General features: G+C 45.6%; 13 protein-coding genes. 10 read left to right on the plus strand and 3 right to left on the minus strand.

Annotated elements, in window-relative coordinates:
* The first annotated feature begins 102 nt into the window (after positions 1 to 102).
* From PLE34_RS06760 to PLE34_RS06795, 8 genes are all read left to right on the plus strand, one after another.
* On the plus strand, positions 103 to 1,521 hold the full coding sequence (locus tag PLE34_RS06760; protein WP_324555214.1) for a 3-keto-disaccharide hydrolase: 1,419 nt from the start codon (positions 103 to 105) through the stop codon (positions 1,519 to 1,521).
* Between the two features lie 55 nt (positions 1,522 to 1,576).
* Positions 1,577 to 3,589 carry a plastocyanin/azurin family copper-binding protein gene (locus PLE34_RS06765; RefSeq protein WP_324555216.1) on the plus strand — a complete coding sequence of 671 codons (2,013 nt, stop codon included), beginning with the start codon at positions 1,577 to 1,579 and terminating at the stop codon, positions 3,587 to 3,589.
* A 349-nt stretch (positions 3,590 to 3,938) separates the two neighbouring features.
* Positions 3,939 to 4,628 carry a 3-keto-disaccharide hydrolase gene (locus tag PLE34_RS06770; protein ID WP_324555218.1) on the plus strand — a complete coding sequence of 230 codons (690 nt, stop codon included), beginning with the start codon at positions 3,939 to 3,941 and terminating at the stop codon, positions 4,626 to 4,628.
* Between the two features lie 138 nt (positions 4,629 to 4,766).
* The gene (locus tag PLE34_RS06775) at positions 4,767 to 7,892 is read left to right on the plus strand and encodes a DUF7133 domain-containing protein (protein ID WP_324555220.1); all 3,126 of its coding nucleotides are present in this window, start codon (positions 4,767 to 4,769) and stop codon (positions 7,890 to 7,892) included.
* 9 nt (positions 7,893 to 7,901) lie between these two features.
* Positions 7,902 to 8,207, plus strand: a complete 306-nt coding sequence (locus PLE34_RS06780) for a Dabb family protein (protein WP_324555222.1) — start codon at positions 7,902 to 7,904, stop codon at positions 8,205 to 8,207.
* Positions 8,208 to 8,237: 30 nt separating this feature from the next.
* Positions 8,238 to 9,470, plus strand: a complete 1,233-nt coding sequence (locus PLE34_RS06785) for a Tm-1-like ATP-binding domain-containing protein (RefSeq protein ID WP_324555224.1) — start codon at positions 8,238 to 8,240, stop codon at positions 9,468 to 9,470.
* A gap of 636 nt (positions 9,471 to 10,106) precedes the next feature.
* Positions 10,107 to 10,973 (plus strand): phosphoenolpyruvate hydrolase family protein, encoded by an 867-nt coding sequence (locus PLE34_RS06790; protein WP_324555227.1) that lies wholly within the window; start codon positions 10,107 to 10,109, stop codon positions 10,971 to 10,973.
* Positions 10,974 to 11,319: 346 nt separating this feature from the next.
* Positions 11,320 to 11,589 (plus strand): HU family DNA-binding protein, encoded by a 270-nt coding sequence (locus tag PLE34_RS06795; protein WP_324555229.1) that lies wholly within the window; start codon positions 11,320 to 11,322, stop codon positions 11,587 to 11,589.
* A 127-nt stretch (positions 11,590 to 11,716) separates the two neighbouring features.
* On the opposite strand, the gene PLE34_RS06800 is transcribed toward PLE34_RS06795, so the two are convergent.
* The 3 genes from PLE34_RS06800 to PLE34_RS06810 form a co-directional block, all read right to left on the minus strand.
* Positions 11,717 to 13,147 carry a YHS domain-containing protein gene (locus tag PLE34_RS06800; RefSeq protein ID WP_324555231.1) on the minus strand — a complete coding sequence of 477 codons (1,431 nt, stop codon included), beginning with the start codon at positions 13,145 to 13,147 and terminating at the stop codon, positions 11,717 to 11,719.
* 17 nt (positions 13,148 to 13,164) lie between these two features.
* The gene (locus PLE34_RS06805; protein WP_324555232.1) at positions 13,165 to 15,465 is read right to left on the minus strand and encodes a TonB-dependent receptor; all 2,301 of its coding nucleotides are present in this window, start codon (positions 15,463 to 15,465) and stop codon (positions 13,165 to 13,167) included.
* A gap of 165 nt (positions 15,466 to 15,630) precedes the next feature.
* On the minus strand, positions 15,631 to 15,840 hold the full coding sequence (locus PLE34_RS06810) for a hypothetical protein (protein ID WP_324555234.1): 210 nt from the start codon (positions 15,838 to 15,840) through the stop codon (positions 15,631 to 15,633).
* Positions 15,841 to 16,323: 483 nt separating this feature from the next.
* On the opposite strand from PLE34_RS06810, the gene PLE34_RS06815 reads away from it, so the two are divergent.
* Positions 16,324 to 17,298, plus strand: a complete 975-nt coding sequence (locus PLE34_RS06815) for a ribonucleotide-diphosphate reductase subunit beta (RefSeq protein ID WP_324555236.1) — start codon at positions 16,324 to 16,326, stop codon at positions 17,296 to 17,298.
* Between the two features lie 45 nt (positions 17,299 to 17,343).
* A complete protein-coding gene (locus PLE34_RS06820; RefSeq protein WP_324555238.1) occupies positions 17,344 to 19,056 on the plus strand; it encodes a ribonucleoside-diphosphate reductase subunit alpha in 1,713 nt (570 codons plus the stop codon).
* Positions 19,057 to 19,147 lie beyond the last annotated feature (91 nt).

Here is a 19,147-nt window from a genome sequence, read left to right on the forward strand (position 1 = left end):
AGAACGCCGGAAAAAAATATTTTAATAGCTTCGCTGTCCTGTTTTAAAATGGGAATGGCTGCAACTCTATCATTTCAACCTTAAACAAATAATACAATCAGAATGGTCAAAAGACGAATGTATCTCCTCTTCCTGGGCATACTATCTATATGTATTGGTTATGCACAGAACCAACCAGGCTTTACCACAATTTCACTGAACAATCTTGACGCCTTTGCAGATCCCGGGGCCAATTGGGTTGTTGCTTCAGATGCCGTAGGGGATATCAATAAAGAAGGTGACCTGAAACCGGTTCCCGGAACAGGCGTGCTGGTAAATGCGGTTTCTAAAAAGAACAGGGCGCACCTGGTAACAAAAGGAAATTTTGGCGATGTGGAAATAGAACTCGATTTTATGATGGCAAAAGGGTCTAATTCCGGCATTTACCTGCTGGGCCGGTATGAGGTTCAGTTATTTGATAGCTGGACTACACTGCACCCTGCCTTTTCCGACTGCGGCGGTATTTACCAGCGCTGGGATAATGGTAAAAATACCGGCTTTGAAGGTTACGCCCCGCTGGTAAATGTTGCCAGGGCGCCGGGTTTGTGGCAGCATCTCAAAATACAATTCCGTGCACCACGGTTTAATGATAGAGGTATAAAAACGGAAAACGCCCGTTTTGAAGCCGTGTATTTGAACGGGGCGCTGGTGCAGCAGCAAATAGCGCTAACCGGGCCCACAAGGTCTCCTTTGTTTGAAGATGAACGTGCTACAGGTCCTTTAATGATCCAGGGCGATCATGGCAATGTGGCGATCCGTAATCTGAAATACCGCGCGTTAAGCGGCGATAACAGCACACCTGAAAAAGTAAGTATGGTGAATCCAATACTTATAGATCCTGCCGCGAAACCTTACCTGTTGCGCAGTTTTTTAAGCTATAACAATAAGATGATCACGCATGCCATTTCTGTGGGTAATCCTAACCAGGTTAACTATTCTTACGATTTAAAACGGGGCGCTTTATTGCAGGTATGGAGAGGAAGATTTGCAGATGCTACAGACCTGTGGTACTCAAGAGGAGAGCCTTACCAGCGCATTGTTCCATTGGGCAGCGTGATTACCTTGTCGGATGCGCCGGCATTAGCCATCCTGCCTGATGCAGCAAATACCGCCTGGCCCGATAGCGTATCTTTCGATGAGGTACAAACGAAAGGCTATACTTTAGACGCCGCAAGAGCACCTTCCTATCGCTATAGCATATACGATGTAAATGTTACCGATAAAATTTTCGCTTCCGGCAGCTCCGGCCTGGTAAGGGAATTAACGGTTGCCCATCCATCTGCCGGGTTATATCACCGCATTGCGGTTGCTAAAAAGATAGAACAAATAAAAAAAGGGTTATATGCTGTTGATGATAAGTCGTATTACCTGTTTATTGATGAAAAGCTAAAGCCTTTTATACGGCAGGCAAACACCGCACAGGAACTGCTTGTGCCCGTGGATAAAGCAGGTGCTACAATAACCTATTCCCTTACCTGGTAATTTTTATACAATCATGATTACATTATATTTCACGATATTTCATTCATTAAAACGTATGCTGTGTCTTGCAGCATGCACGGCTGCTGCTGTGAGCCTGTTTGCTCAGGCACCGGCAGATACAACCATACAGGTTCAGAAAGAAGAAGATTTTTATACCATCCAAACCGTTCCCATTCCTGAAGGTATTTTGCTGGAAGTGGGCGGCATGACTTTTTTACCCGATGATGCGCTTGCGGTATCTACCCGCAGGGGCGAAGTATGGATCATTACCAACCCCTATATGAAAAACGGCGCCAGGCCACAGTACCGTTTATTTGCACAGGGCATGCATGAAGTGCTGGGGCTGAACTATATCAATGGCGATATATACGCGGTGCAGCGGTCGGAGCTTACGCGCTTACGGGATTTAGATGGTGACGGAGAAGCGGATGAGTATGAAACCGTGTATTCGTGGCCGTTAGCAGCCAATTACCACGAGTTTTCGTATGGGCCGGTGTTAGACAAGGAAGGCAATATGATAATTACTCTGAACCTTGCGTGGGTAGGCGATCATGGTGAAAGCTTATCTAAATGGCATGGATGGATGATAAAAATTGCACCCGATGGAAAAATGAAGCCCTTTGCTGCGGGCATGCGGTCGCCGGCAGCTTTTGCCCTTAACGATAAGGGAGATATATTTTATGCAGAAAACCAGGGCGACTGGGTAGGCTCAGGCAGCATTACGCATGTGGCCGAAGGCGATTTTGTAGGAAACCCCGCAAGCCTTGTGTGGTCGCACCTGCCCGGATCTACCGTTACACTTAAAAAAGAAGATATTCCCGATACGGGCGAACCCAAATACGATGTAGCCAAACGGGTGCCGGGATTAAAGCCACCATCGGTGTGGTTCCCGCATACTATCCTGGGTATATCCACCGCAGGGCTGATCAATTACGACACTAATGGCAAGATGGGTCCCTTTGAAGGGCAGTTGTTTGTAGGCGACCAGGGACAGAGCAAGATCATGCGGGTATATCTCGAAAAAGTAAAAGGTGTTTACCAGGGTGTGGTATTTCCATTTCGCGAAGGTTTTTCTTCAGGTATTCTGCGGCTCAACTGGGGATCAGATGGCAGCATGTTTGTTGGCATGACATCCCGTGGATGGGGTTCTACAGGCAGGGCGGCATATGGTTTGCAACGGATGGTATGGAATGGCAAAACGGCATTTGAAATGAAAACAATACAGGCTAAGCCCGATGGTTTTGAAATTGAATTTACGCAGCCGGTAGATGAACAATCGGCACGCGATGTGGCTTCTTACCATATTTCAAGCTTCACATACAAGTTTCATCATAATTATGGCAGTCCGGTTATTAACCAGGGTTCCTGCCCCATTAAAGCGATAGCCGTTTCACCGGATCGCTTAAAAGTACGTTTGGTGGTGGATAGCCTGAGGCTGGGCTATATTCATGAAATAAAAGCGGAAGGAGTGCTGTCTGCAGAGCGCAATACCCTGCTGCATAACTTCGGTTATTATACGCTTAATCAGTTGCCCGATGGTGAAAAGCTTGCCATCACCGCAGAGAACAGGGTAACAGCGGCTGTGCCTCAGCATGTGCATACTATGAAACAGGAAACTGCAACGGTTCCTGCAAAAGCATCAAAAACCAGTGACCCTAAATATGTAACCCAACAGCCATCAGGCTGGACAAAAGGCGCCGACCGCACGATTATAATAGGTACCAAACCCGGGTTGAAATTTGATGTGGAATCTGTTACGGTTAAAGCTGGTTCCAGGGTAAAGCTGCTCTTTAATAACAATGACGATATGCTGCATAATCTGGTGGTTACCAAGCCGGGTGCCGCAGACAATGTGGGGGAAGCGGCAACAAAATTAGGTTTGAATGGTGAAAAGTTGGGCTTTGTGCCATCAATACCGGATGTGTTATTTCATACCAGGTTATTGGGCCCCACTGAAAAAGAAGCCATTTATTTTACTGCACCGGCGCAGCCGGGTGATTACCAGTACGTATGCACTTATCCGGGGCATTATGTGGTAATGCGGGGTGTGTTGAGGGTAACGAAGTGAATAGTGAGAGGTAAAAAGTGAAAGGAGAAAGGGGAAAAGGGAGAGGTGAGGGGCGGAACCACTTCGATTTTCAGATTCGGATATTAAAAAATTTCCGTACTTTCATCACTCCAACTCACCAAACAAAAGGAGGTATTCATGAAATCTGCAGTATATTCATGGAAGCCTTCGGTTAGCATAGCCTAACCGGGCTTATTCCATAAAAATAGCTGAGGCCACCTGTTAAACCGGGTGGCTTTTTTTATGGTATTCATTATTTTTTAGAAACGGTAATTAAAAGCATTAAACACATCGGGATATCGCCAATGTTCAGTAATATTATAGCCTGAAAAAATAACCGTAATAAAATATGAAGGCAAAATGCATTTTTGATGTAAAGGACAGCAAGTTTTTTCCATGCTTTCTATCGCTGCAAATGATTATACTGCTATTGCTTTTGAATACCCGTGTGGCTGCGCAGGAATCATCTGTTAAAGCTACCTCCCTTTTTGATGGCAAAACCCTGAATGGCTGGAAAACGGTAAACCCCGCCGATCAGCGGCTCTGGTATGTTAAAGACAGCGTAATGATGTGTGGGGATGGTATTAACAACATACCCTCCAACACCTATCTGCATACAGAAAAAGAATACGGTGATTTTGAATTCCGCTGCCTCTTTCGTTTATCGGGCGATGAAAAAACAGGCATGATCAACAGTGGCATTCAATACCGTTCAAAAATAATCAACGGCGAAATTGTGGGCTACCAGGCCGATATCGGTAATGGCTACTGGGGAGATATTTATGATGAGCATCGCCGCGGTAAACTCGTTGGGGGAGATCTCAGCATTTTACAGCGCCTGTTAAAACCGGATGGATGGAACAGTTATATTATCCGCGTTAAAGGCAATTATCATGAGCTGTACATTAACGGCGTTAAGACCTGTGAATACACGGAGAAAGATCCTAAAATACCGGCTACAGGCGTGATTGCCGTTCAAATACACAGCGGAGGCGCCGGCATAGTTGAGTTCCGGGATCTTACCATTACTGAACTGTAAGTATGATTTGAAGGAAGTGAACAGGCAATAGTGAATTCACTATTCACCATTCTCACATTACGTTTAGCACAGCAATAGCTCCTATAACACAAGAGCACCACATTACCCTGATCTTTTATTTTTTACAATTTTCAACACATGAAATTTCCCGGTCTCTTCCTTGTATTTACAAGCCTGTTTTTTATTTCCGCACCAACAACAGAAAGCACCCGAAACATACCGCCCGACAGGGTTAAAACACCCGAAGAAGAACTGGCGGGCTTTAAAGTGCCCGAAGGTTTTGTGGTAGAGCTGGTAGCCAGCGAACGGGATGGTATTATTAACCCGGTTGACCTCACCTTTGATGATGCAGGAAGACTGTGGACGCAAACTGCCAGGATGTATCCGCTGGATCCCATTGCGGATATACAGTGGAACGATTTGCTGAAGCTGATGGATGACCCGGAGGCGCAGCGAAATCACCCGAACTTTAAACGCATACTTGACCTGTACCAGGGCAAAACGAAAGGTACCGACCAGGTGCTCGTGCTCTCCGGTTTGTATGGCAACGGCCCCGTAAAAACAACGGTTTGGGCCGATGGACTCACGATTCCCATGAGTATTTTACCTTATAAAGACGGGGTGTATGTGGCGCAGGGATCGGAACTTTTTTTCCTGAGAGACAGTAACAATGACGGTAAAGCCGATGAGCGCATCCCATTGCTTACGGGCTTCGGCTTCACGGATACGCATACCATGCCGCATGTGCTGATAAGAGCGCCGGGCAACTGGATCAATTTCAGCCAGGGAGCGCTTAATAAAGGAGAAGCGTCTTCCTTAGTGAGCGATGTTAAGCTGAAAATAGATTACAGTAAGATCGCCCGTTTTTCAATGGATGCCAAAAAGATGGAACTGGTAAATGCCGGCTTAAATAATATCTGGGGCTACCAGCTTCGCAACAACGGCCAATGGTACGGCTGTGAGGCTAATGACCTGGGCTATTCCATTGTTCCTATGGAACCCGGCACAGGATACCCCGGTATTGGAAACGAGCGCTTACGCCCTTACCAGCCATGGATGCCCGAGCTGCACAAATTTAGGGTAGGCGGCACCGGTATATCCGGGCTGGCTTTTCCCGATGATCTTTCGGGATCGTTTCCGGCCGAATGGAAGAACGTGGCATTTTTGGCCAACCCTATTACCAGCACGGTTAACGCGGTTAAGGTTACACGCAATGCCGATGGAACCGTTAGCGCAACACACCTGCCCGACCTGCTTACATCGGAAGACAAATGGTTTCGCCCGGTAAATATGGAGTTTGGCCCCGATGGCTGCCTGTATATAGCCGACTGGTATAATAAGATCATCTCTCACAATGAAATTCCTACCACTCATCCCGACAGGGATAAAACGCATGGCCGCATCTGGCGCATCCGTCATAAAAGTCAGCAACCGCGTGTTATCCCGGATTATTACCAGGTTAAAACAGAAGACCTGGTAAAAGGATTGCAGTCGCCGTCCCTTTGGGAAAAACGCGCTGCATGGCATCAGGTTGCAGACAGACCATTGGCAGAAACGCAAAAGCTGGCCCAGCCACTCGTACAGTTGGCTGCAGATGCCGGCCAGGATGAAATTACCCGCATTCACGCCCTCTGGTCATTAGAAGGGATCAAACATTACGATGCCGCCTTATTGCAGGCGTTGTTGCAAAGCTCATCGGATGATCTGCGCCGGGAGGCCGTTCGTTCTTTAACCAGCTTTTCGCCCGGCACAGCAGCGGTAGCCGGTTATTTAAAAAACTTAGTTGAAGATAAAAACCCCATGGTACGTGCACAGGTGCTTCGTACGCTTGATGAATTGGGAGCGGCAGATGAGGCAATTATTGCCATCCTGGTGCGCGCTTCAAAACCGGCGCTTGAAGGTAATGCCATGGGAGGCGCCTATGAAAGAAGCTTTGAGCGATTCCTTGCCCGTAAAGCATTAGAGCAATATCCCAATGAATTACAGGCGTACCTCAATAGCCCTGCTGCAGAAAAAATGAGCGGCGATCATTTGCTTTGGGCTATCCAGGCATTGCCTGCCGGGCAAAAAGAAACCGCTTTCCTGAAGCTGTGGCCCCGCCTCGGTATCAGTAAGCTGGATGAGCCGGGCTTTGTATTTGTTGCGGGTATGCTGAACAATGCAACCATTTTTGAAACTGTAAAACCGGTGATCCATAATAAAGCTAACGCCGGGGTGTATACGAGCTACGCATTACAAAACCAGGCACAGTTACAGTCGCCCGAACTGGCGGTAATGCTGCAGGAGCCGGTAGCTGTATTGCTGCGCAGCCGTTCGGAAGCTGATGTTAACCGGGCACTGGATGCCGTGGGCCGTTTTAATATTGAAAAGGTACGCGATGGGGTTGTTGCCCGGATCAATGATCAGTCGTCCGAAAAAACAGTGCAGTTAGCGTTGAAGGCATTAGAAAATAATACATCGCTCAACAAAGATATATTCGCCCGCGCAGTAAGGAATCAAAAGCTTGGCTTTGGCATCAGAACCGCTGCACTCGCCAGCCTGGCAAAGGCCGACAAAACATCGGCGCTGGGCATTGCCCGGCAGTGGGTTCCCCAGCTCAGCGCAGCGCAGAAGGGTGATCTGGTAACAGGTTTATCTGCATCGGGAGAAGGCGCCGCATTGCTGATAGACATGTATGAAAAGAAACAGCTTGCACCGGCTTCGTTTGATTTGCCTGCAGCAGAACGCATCCGTAACTACAATAAGGAAGACAAGCGCGCTATTGCTATCTGGGAAAGTGTTACCAACAGGTATGAAGCGGAAAAAAAGGCGTTGAAAGCCAGGCTCACCAAATACATGGCTATCGCTGAAAAGAAAGGGGGTGATGTAAAAGCGGGGAAGGTACTTTTTCAAACCTGCCTGTTGTGTCATAAAGTAGGGAACGAAGGAAAAAATATAGCGCCTGCATTAGATGGTTCGGCAAACCGCGACAATGAAGCCCTGCTTACCGCTATCCTTGATCCGGATGCAGCCGTGGAATCTAATTATGCCGTTTACCGCGTTACCAAAAAAAATGGCAGCACCGTAGAAGGCTACCTGGTTAATAAAAGCGATCGGGGCGCCACTATTGCTTTTATGGGTGGCACCCAGGTCTTTGTTGAAGCCGGTGCTATTTTAAGCCAGGGCTTTTTGGGTGGCCGCTCCTTTATGATGAAGGGGTTAATTGATCACTATTCTGACAAGCAGGTGGCGGATCTGCTTGCTTATATACGTACCCTTAAATAAAAAATAATTATGGTGAGACATTTCGGCGTGTTTAAATTTAAACCGGGGATTAACGGAGAACAGGTAGATCAATGCTTTCGTACGATGAAAGCTATGGTAGGAAAGATTGACGGGCTATTGGATATGGAATATGGCCCGTACAATAGCAGCGAAGGTTTGAACGAAGATTTTACCCACGGGTTTGTTATGACCTTCGATACGTTAGCATCGCGCGATGCCTATCTTCCGCATCCTGTTCATGAAAAGGTGAAGGAGTTTGTGGTGCCTAAATTAGAGCGGGTAATTGTATTTGATATTGATGTGCCTCAACATTGACCGTATTATAATTTTAAGTTGAAATCAATTATGCCTCACAATAATAAATGTATTTTAATACTGGGTTGTTTTGATACGAAGGGTGAAGATTTTTCCTTTCTCCGGAACTGCATTACAGGCTTGGGAGAAAAAGTGATAACGATGAATACCGGGGTGATGGGAACTACAACAGATTTCCCCGTTGATATCGAATCAGACCAGGTGGCATCAGAAGGTGGTGATGTAATAACGGCATTAAGAACAGGAGGAGACCGCGGGCATGCGGTAGATGTGATGGGCAGGGGAGCGGCAAAGCTGGTAGCCGGGCTGGTAGCGGCAAACAAAATAAAAGCGGCAATCGGAATGGGCGGTGGCGGCGGCACTTATATCGCGCTTTCTGCCATGCAGGAAATACCGTTAAGCATACCCAAGCTTTGCCTGAGCACCCTGGCCGCCAAAGACCTGTCGAGGCAAATGGGAAGTAAAGACATTGTGCTGATGCCCTCCATTGTTGATGTGGCCGGATTGAATAGTATCAGCAAACTTTTAATCCGGCGTGCCGCGGCGGCAATTTGCGCTATGGCAGCAATAACAGACGAGAAAACAGGTACGGTTGCAGGTACCATTGCGATCAGTATGTTTGGCAATACATCGGCCTGTGTTGATCAGTGCAGCGAGCTATTAAGGAAGCAGGGGTATGAAGTGCTGGCTTTTCATGCCAATGGGGTTGGCGGTAAAACAATGGAGTCGTTGATCAGGGAAAAATGTTTTGACGCTATTTTAGATATTACTACTACCGAGCTGGCGGATGATTTATGCGGAGGCATTTGCAGCGCGGGTCCCGACAGGCTGAACGCCGCCGCCGAGATGGGCATTCCCCAGGTGGTGGTGCCCGGCTGTTTGGATATGGTAAATTTTGCGCAACCCGATACCGTGCCCGCGCAATACCAATCGCGGGAATTGTATAACTGGGCTCCCGATGTAACCTTAATGCGGACGAATAAAGAAGAGAATAAAATACTGGGTGAAAGACTGGCGCAGAAAATAAACCGTTCGCCTGCGCCGGTAAAAGTTTTATTGCCGGCAAAAGGCATTTCGCAGGTAGATGCGGAAGGAGGAATATTTTACAGGCCGGAAATTAACAGGGTTTTATTTGATGCCATAAAAGAAAATACCAAATCAACGATAGATGTTGTCGAAGCGGATGCGCATATAAATGACCCGGAATTTTCGGCTATGCTGGTAAGTGCATTGTTAAGCGTGATGAAAAAGCGGCAAGAGTAGCTCAATATTGTTTAGCTATCTCCTATATGGTGAAGAAAACATTGACACAGTAGAAATATAGGACACAATAGAGAATTCAAGACCCTATGTGCACCTTATGACCTATGATCCTATGTGTTTAAAAGAAGAGGAAAACCACATAGGCACAGTAGGAACATAGGTACACAATAGAAAAACCAAAAAATTCCTATGTGCCAACTATGTATCTATGATCCTATGTGTTGAAGAAAATATTAAGCACATAGACACAGTAGGAACATAGGTACACAATAGAAAAACCAAAAAATTCCTATGTGTCATCTATGTATCTATGATCCTATGTGTTGAAGAAAATATTAAGCACATAGACACAGTAGGAACATAGGTACACAATAGAAAAACCAAAAAATTCCTATGTGTCATCTATGTATCTATGGTCCTATGTGTTGAAGAAAATATTAAGCACATAGACACAATAGGAACATAGGAGCACAATAGAGATAGAAAAAAGCCTTACGTGATATCTATATGAACCTATGTGACCTATGATCCTATGTGTTTAAAAGAAGAGGAAAAAAATATCACACACAGGCATATTAGGAATGGAAGCGTATAATAGAAGAAAAGTAAAAACATACATAACTCAAACAGATAATTATGGCAAATCAATGGACTGGAAAGGGAAATCCTTATACGAAACAGGAAGTGAGGGAACGGCTACAAAAAACAGTTGATCAGAATAAGGCAATCATTGCTGCGGGTGCCGGCACGGGTATCAGCGCTAAATTTATAGAGAAGGGTGGTGCAGACCTGATCATTATATATAACTCAGGCAGGTTTCGTATGGCCGGCCATGGCTCTACTGCCGGACTAATGGCTTACGGGGATGCCAATGCAGAAGCTATGAATATCGGAGAGTTTGAAGTGCTGCCGGTGGTGGAAGAAATTCCCGTGATCTGCGGTGTGCATGGTTCCGACCCCCGCCGCAGGATGTGGCATCATTTATTAAAGGTGAAGGAAATGGGTTTTTCGGGCGTCAATAATTTTCCCACGCACTGCATTGTTGATGGTCATTTCAGGCAGGTTTTAGAAGAAACAGGGATGGGGTTTGATAAGGAAGTGGAAATGGTGAGGCTTGCCACTAAGATGGATTTGTTCTCTATTGTATACGTAGCTAAGGCAGAAGAAGCTATGCAGATGGCGGAAGCAGGCGCCGATGCCATCATTTCGCATGTGGGTACTACGGTAGGCGGGTCGGTAGGTGTTACCGGCGCTTCCTGTACAATGGATGATGCCATAGCCCGTACCCGTGAAATTATGGAAGCAGGGCAAAAAGTAAATCCCGGTATCTTTTTCCTGGCGCATGGCGGCCCTATTAACACGCCTGAAGATGTACGTATAGTGTTAGATAAAACCGGGGTACATGGCTTTGTGGGCGCTTCCTCGCTGGAACGGATGGGCGTTGAAAGATCCTTAACCGACCTGACGCGGAAATTTAAATCGCTTACTTTACAAAGCAGGTAATACAATACAGGAACTGTTGTATTGAAACTGAGCAGTTATGCCATTTTACAGTTGTAATATGATCCCGGCAAAACAAAATATTTTACACAGGCACATATCCGGGGCGGTTTAAACAGAGCCATTTGTTCCCCGGGCCGCGCTATGCTGCTTAGCAGTAAAATTTTTTTAGTTTGCATAAAGATGGCGCCTGTATAGCCAAACCCGGCTGGGGATACCCGCAGAAATGGACAATGGCTGACATGGAAAAACTGAATCCATAAAATTCTCTGTAAAAAATATTTTTTGCATGATCAGAAGCAATTACTTCAGCTATATTTGCATTCTAACCCAATAAATACATACTATTATGAACAAAGGAGAGTTAATTGAAAAAATTTCCACTGATGCAGCCATTACCAAGAAACAGGCCGGCGCCGTATTAGATTCATTTACCGAAGCGGTTGCCAAAACCCTGAAGAAAGGTAATAAGGTAACCCTGGTAGGATTTGGTACTTTTTCCGTTTCCAAGCGTGCTGCCCGTAACGGACGTAATCCGCAAACAGGCGCTGTTATTAAAATCAAAGCCAAAAAAGTGGCCCGCTTTAAAGCAGGTAAAGAATTGTCGGGAAAAATATAATTGCCAGCAATTGATATTGTAAAAGAGGCTGCCGCAATGGTGCAGCCTCTTTGCTTTTGGGTACTCCGCAAACAAGGTAATTAAACAACGCACTCATCCCCGTGTCTGCCTTTGTGCGCTGTTGTGCTTACTGCTTTACTGCATAGGCATGAGGATCCTTCAAAAACATCTCTTTACAGCCGTGGCTGCAAAAACCCATTATTTTCCCCTGAAATAAAGTAGTGTCGCCCGTCATCTGGTCATTTATCTTCATGCCGCAAACCGGGTCTTTAGCAACTTCTAACGCAGGGAAGGCAGGACTTTCCTTACCGGTAAAAGGCTGTGCTACGTTTTCTTTTGTAATATCAGTAATGGTTTTTGTGTTGAGCTGTGTATAGTAAATTTTATCGTTGTCGGTCCATGCAATAATCACGTTCTCCTTCCCTTCAACCTGTATTACCGGGTAAGCCGCATGCACACGGGGCAACGTGATTTCCTTTTCTAAAAACGCATTCCCATCTATTTTGTTCACTACAATTTTACTATACATTGTATCTCCTTCCCGGTAGCTGGCATTATAGGCGGCAATCCGCGTTCCGTTGGGCATAAGGCATAGCTGCACAAACCGGCCATTGGGGGCAAGCTGCCGCTTTAGGATCATGTTATTGTTTTTATCTAATGCTGCATAAAAAACACCTTTCCGGTCGGAGCCGGTAAACCAGGTTACATAAGTTTCTTCATTTTGGCTCACCACCGAAGGCCCGTTATGCGGGCAGCCATCTATCACCCAGTGATCATTGCTGAAAGGCACAGCCTTGCTGAAGGTCTGTCCATTATCGGCAGAGCTGCTAACGGAAATATCCCTTACCGAACCCGAAAGGAGGTCGCGGAAAACAACCCTGATATTACCCTCTCCGTCACTGCTAAGGGCGGTACGGCAGCACTGACAGGCAAAAGGTTCTATCAGAATGGCATCCCCAAAGCCTTCTTTCCCGTTAGTTCTTGCAAATTTCACCGGTCGTCCGCTATTAGCGTCACCGGGATCTGTATCCAGCCAGGCAACGCCTATTTCTCCATCGTCGAGCCGTATCATATTACCGAAAGAGCGTGAACCGGTATGGGGCACAGCAGCCTGGATAGATCTGTGGTCAGTCCATGTTTTTCCCTTATCAAAGGACATAACATATTGAATATCGCTTAACCCGAACCTGCTTTTTGCTGAGGGAACTGATGTTTCATATATAGCCACGATCGTACCATCGCCTTTAACAGCAATTTTAGGCATCCCTTCTTCATGAATGCTGGTATTGGGTTCTATGGGTATAGCCACACCAGGGGTAAATTGCTGTGTCTTTGCATCCCAGTTGGCAAAATAGAAATGCTTGTTTCCCGTGCTGTCTGTCTCTGTCCAGCTAACAACAGGATTGTTCTTTTCATCTTTGGCCAGAAATACACAGGATGCCTTATTGCTCGTATCGGAGAGCAGTACAGGAACGGACTCTTTGCCGCTGGGTATGCTATCGCTGCAGGATGACAGCATACCGAACGCAGTTATATAAATAAGGAACAGCTTCTTCATTCAGAAAAAATTGATAGTTAAAAAATATATTTGACATTGAGTCCTCCGTAGCCGTTCCTTGCAGGCGAAGGACTGAAATAAGCAGGCGATCCCCCGCCATAAGCAACGGCATTTAAAGCGGTCATGGAACTGTAACGGCTATTGGTAATATTATCAAGGCCTGCATAAATGTTGATCTCAACGTGTTTGGACAGGCTTCTCTTAAAGCCGGCCTTGGCGTTCAAAACCTGGTAAGCAGGATTATAGGCCGTATTGGCATCATCTAACGGTAACCGGTCATTAAAAAAATAGCTCCCGTAAAAGTAGATACCTGTTTTGGTTTCCATATTAAAGCCGGCGCTTACTACCCAGGGAGCAATTCCCGTGAGCTCATTACCGTCGTACGTGGCTTTTACCTGGCTCTGTGCGTCTAATATCTTATAATCATCAAACTGGAAATGCGAATACGTTACCGCCGCATAGGGCCTTAATAAAGTGACCGCTTTCCCATCTTCTTCTTTTATGGCCAGGTACGATAGGGCCAACTCAATACCATTATGGCTGGTGCGGCCGGAGTTGTTATAAATGGTGATACCCTGTTGCACCGCCTGACCGATCAGTTCCCCTTTCATGTCCATTTTAAATAAAGCAAGATCGTAAGCTAAGCGTGACAGGAACAAATTACCTTTGGCATTTATCTCGTAATTGATCCCTTTTTCTGCCTGTAGCCTCGTATTGATGGAGCCATCCACATTTTTTATTTCAGAGCCCGAAGGCGGGGAGAAGCCGGAGCTGATGCTTCCATGCAAAGAAAGCGCGTTCCCGAAATTATGGCTTAATGCTATACGCGGCGAAGCCTGCGGTTTAAATTTCTTAACACCACTTTGCGCTGCCACTAAGTAATCACTAACATCATAAGTAAGGCCATTATAGCTAAGCCCCATTGCCAGCGTTGTTTTTGAACTTATAAAAGTTTCCGACTGGTAAAACAGCGAATACAACGTGTTTTTATAATCGGTATTTCCGTTAATGGCGCCTTCATTGCCGTGTTCATTCACATATTGCGTGCCTTTGGTATTGGCCTGGTTAAACTCTGCTCCCAGGGTAAATTTAGTAGGGAGTACGGCAAAGCCGGCATCATAGCTAAACCGTGTGCGGCCGCCATAGCTCTCGTAGTAATTGCGGATATAAGCGTAAGGAAGGGGATGGTTCAGATCATAGAAATAAGTAAAAATGCTGGTAGCGTTTGAAAACCGGCTGTTGAAAAGATACTGCTGGCCTATTCCTATTCTTGTCCAGTTCTGGTAACGTCCTGCCTGCTTATCCGTATTGGAAGGATTGGCCTGTTTGGGATTATCTTCCACCTGCTGCCGGGTAAGCGATCCCGGAATTTGAGCATGCTGGGTAGTTCTGTTTAACAGCACGGTAATGGTTTGCTTTTCGGATGGGAAGAACTGGAAATTGCCCGCGAGAAAACGCCGCATATCATTGCTGTGTTCCCTGTATCCGTTGTATTGCTGCCAGCCAAAGGAAAGATAACTGTTCATTTTATCACCACCGTAGCGATAGGTAGTGGCCAAACGCCTCAGGCCGTAAGAACCGGCAAGACTTGAAATTTCGAAACTTTGCTCCTGGTAAGGCGAACGCTGCAGTTGAAAATTGATCACACCCCCCGTTCCCCCGCCATAGATGCTGGATGCGGGGCCTTTTATAATTTCTGCCTTCCCAATATCGTTTACGTCTAACGCCTCTATGCGGGAAGTGCCATCGGCCTCGGTTACGGGAATATCGTTTACATAAATTTTTATATTGCGGATCCCCCAGGGAGACCTTACCCCGTTCCCTCTTATAGAAATGCGTGACTCAGACAATGTGCTCTGATCCATCCGAACGCCGGGAACACTGTTGAGGGCAGGTTGTAACGACACGCCATTTCCCTGCCGTATCTGGCTGCCGCTGATACTGGCAACAGCGCCGGCAGTTTCCTTATTGGTTTTGTTACCGCTGTATGCGGTTACCCTAACTTCATTTAACGAAACCGCATCCGCTTCTAATTGAATATTAAGATATGTATCCTGGTGGTTATAACGCACCATTTGTTTTCTGTAACCTGCCATAGATACCTGCAACGTGCCTTCTGCCCTGGCTACTCCTATTTCAAAATATCCCGCATCATTGGAGATAGCGTGAGAAAGCTTATCGGGTGTTTCTATTGTTGCAGCGCTTAACGCCTGGCGCCCCTGGAGGTCGTAAATATAACCCTTAACAATATATTGTGCATTTGCCTTTATGCCGGGAAATACAGTAAGGAGTACCAGCAAATATTTTAGTAATTTCATTGAATACAATTTTTAAGAAAGGTTGAATTTTTTCTCCTTTCATTGAAAATGGAGCATGTGTTCGCGCACATGCTTTTTTTATGTGAAAATAAAAATTGCAGCCACAGGCTTATATGCCCTGTCCGTTTCGGGGAAGAGTTGATCCTGTAGCGTATGAATGAAATGTTATGCGGCAGGCGGCTTGAAAATGCAGTGCGGACGATCTATTGTCTGAGGATCCGGTAACAATGGAAAGTTTTGTTTATCACTATAAAAAACGGCAGGTGAAAGACCGGTGGAACGGTAATCAAAAAGGAAGAATTCGTTGTGATTTTCAATTTTTCTCTGGGGATTCTTTTTATCTTTTTCGTCCTCTTGTTTAAGCTTTTTGGTCATTTGGCATTTACCACTACAATGCAGCTCTACCACCGCCTTATTCTCACAATTAACGGCATAGCTTGTAGTGTTAATATAATAATCGCCTATAACCAGCATCCTGCTGAAAGATTGAACAAGCAGGGCGGTAAGAAGAAGGAATACACTAAACTGTTTATATGTAGTTAAGGATGCCAGGATACCGCAAAAGTAGTATATAATAATTTATAAATGACGATCATTTGCTGTCCGGGAGAGCTCCAAATGAATGCATCTTTGCTAATGTAATAGAGCCTGCCTGTAAGAGCTGGCAGCCGTCATGACTTTGTAAAAAGAAAGATTACTTATACACATGCTGTTAATTTCTTTCGGGTTCCGGAAAATAATTAATTGTGAACTTTATCTCAGATACAGGACGAAAAATTCCAATTATTAAAATACTGATCTTTCCACTTTATAGCAATATGGAGCGTGGAAGGTTTGTCTTATCTAAATTCATTTACTATGGGTCTTTTTGATAAAAGAGTACAGTACAAACCATTCGAATACCCGGAGGTGCTCCGGTTTTCAGCAGCTATCAATAAATCATTTTGGGTGCATTCCGAGGTAGATTTTACAGCCGATGTTCAGGATTTTCATGCGCACTTGTCGGTAGCGGAACAAAACGCCATAAAGAACAGCCTCCTGGCCATCGCGCAGATAGAAGTTGCGGTGAAGTCCTTCTGGGGTAATTTATACCATCATTTTCCCAAGCCGGAGATGAACGGACTGGGTTCCACTTTTGCAGAATGCGAATTCAGGCATTCGGAAGCCTATTCCCGCCTGTTGGAAGTGCTGGGCTATAATAACCAGTTTGAGAGCCTGGTTGAAGTGCCCGTAATGAAAGAGCGTATTCAATATTTATCGGCAGCGCTTCAAAACGCGAAATCTACAGATAAAAAGGAATATACCGTTTCTCTTATCCTGTTCAGCCTGCTCATTGAAAACGTGAGCCTGTTCAGCCAGTTCGCCATTATCCTTGCTTTTACAAGATTTAAAGGGTTGATGAAAAATGTGAGTAATATTATTGCGTGGACCTCTGTAGACGAGCAGATCCATGCCAATGCCGGCATCTTCCTTATCAACAAGTTAAAAGAGGAGTATCCTGAAATTTTTTCCCCGGAGATGATTGATCATGTATGCGCTGTTGTACAGCAGTCTATCGCTACGGAAGTGCGGATATTAGAATGGATTTTCGGCGCCGGTGAAATTGATATCATCAACAAAAATGACCTGACCAACTTCATGAAGCAAAGAGCCGATGACAGCCTGAAACAGATTGGCATTCCCCCCATTTTCAATATCAGTGCAAAAGAAGGCGCCGCCATGCTATGGTTTGAAGAAGAAGTGTTCTCCAACAGTCTGGATGACTTTTTTGCCAAACGTCCGGTAGAATATACCAAATTCGACAAAAGCATCTCTGCATACGATTTGTTTTGATCCAACTGTTAACATTTATCCATTACCTGTAAAAATAAACTTTATATGACCACATTATTTGCAACCGCTCCCGCCACCGACCAGCTATTTGATACCAATGGAAAATATGAACACGGGAAATTATGGTGGAAGAACGAAGAAAGTGAGCAAATCCTTAACAGGGGATATTTGTTGAAGGGAGAAACCGTTGAAGGCGCCATAGAAAGAATTTGCGCCGCTGCTTCCCAGCGCTTATACAAGCCGGAACTGAAGGAGGCTTTTAAAGAGATGGTAGAACGTGGCTGGATGAGCTTAAGCTCCCCGATATGGGCAAATATGGGAACGGAAAGAGGGCTGCCGATCTCCTGCTTTAATGTTCACGTTCCCGATTACATTGAAGGCATTACGCATAAGCTGGGAGAAGTGATCATGCAAACCAAGCTGGGTGGGGGAACCTCCGCTTATTTTGGCGCCTTACGGGAAAGGGGAAGCGCGGTAACCGATAATGGCAAAAGCAGTGGCGCCGTGAGCTTTATGCGCCTGTTTGATACCGCTATGGATACCATATCCCAGGGTGGCGTTCGCAGGGGTGCATTCGCAGCATATATGGATATTGATCACGGGGATATTGACGAATTTCTCTCCATTAAAGATATCGGGCATCCCATTCAGAATCTTTTTTTTGCTGTATGTGTGCCGGATTACTGGATGCAGGATATGGTAGATGGCGACATGAAGAAAAGGGAAATATGGGCTAAGGTGTTAGAAAGCCGCCAGCAAAAAGGATTGCCGTATATTTTCTTTTCCGACAATGTGAACAGGAATAAGCCACAGGTATACAAAGACAAGAATCTCACCATTCATGCCAGTAATCTTTGTTCTGAAATTATGTTACCTTCTTCAGAGGATGAATCCTTTATCTGCTGCCTGTCGTCTATGAACCTGGAGCTGTACGACGAATGGAAAGACACCGATGCTGTTAAGCTGGCTATCTTTTTTCTTGATGCGGTGCTGCAGGAATTTATAGCCAAATCGGAAGATAACTATTACTTAAAAGCAGCCAATACTTTTGCCAAAAGACACCGGGCCTTAGGATTAGGTGTATTAGGATGGCACTCCTACCTGCAAAAGAACAGGATCCCCTTTGAAGGGTTAAGGGCAAAGCAATTAACCAGTTCCATATTTCAGGATATCCAGGAAAAAGCGGTGAAGGCCAGCAAAGATCTTGCATGGATCTACGGCGAGCCCGACCTGCTGAAAGGATATGGAAGAAGAAATACCACCCTGCTGGCTATTGCACCCACAACATCCTCTTCGGCGATACTGGGACAAACCTCCCCGGGTATAGAACCTTTTAGCAGCAACTATTATAAGGCCGGCCTGTCTAAAGGAAATTTCATGCGTAAGAATAAATATCTTAAGGAGCTGCTGGTACAAAAAGGAATAGACAATGAAGATACCTGGCGCGGCATTATGCTCAACCATGGCAGCGTGCAGCATTTGAAAGAGCTGAGCCCGGAAGAAAAAGAAGTGTTTAAGACCTTTAAGGAGATCAGTCAACTGGAAATTGTTCAGCAGGCATCCATCCGTCAGCAATATGTTGATCAGTCTCAAAGTCTTAACCTCAACATACCTGCAGAGCTCCCGGTAAAAGACGTTAACAAATTGCTCATTGAGGCCTGGAAGCTGGGCATTAAAACGCTCTATTATCAGCGCAGCCAGAGTGTTTCCAAAGACATGGTCACGAACCTGGTGAACTGCAAAAGCTGCGAGGCATAAGGAGTAAGGTATAGGGCGTAGGGTATAGGGTTGTGTGGTGTATGTACTTAGCTGTGGTGCTGCTATTGCGCTCCTGTTGCGTCGCACGCTT

Source organism: Agriterribacter sp. (assembly GCF_035445465.1).
Lineage (GTDB): Bacteria > Bacteroidota > Bacteroidia > Chitinophagales > Chitinophagaceae > Agriterribacter.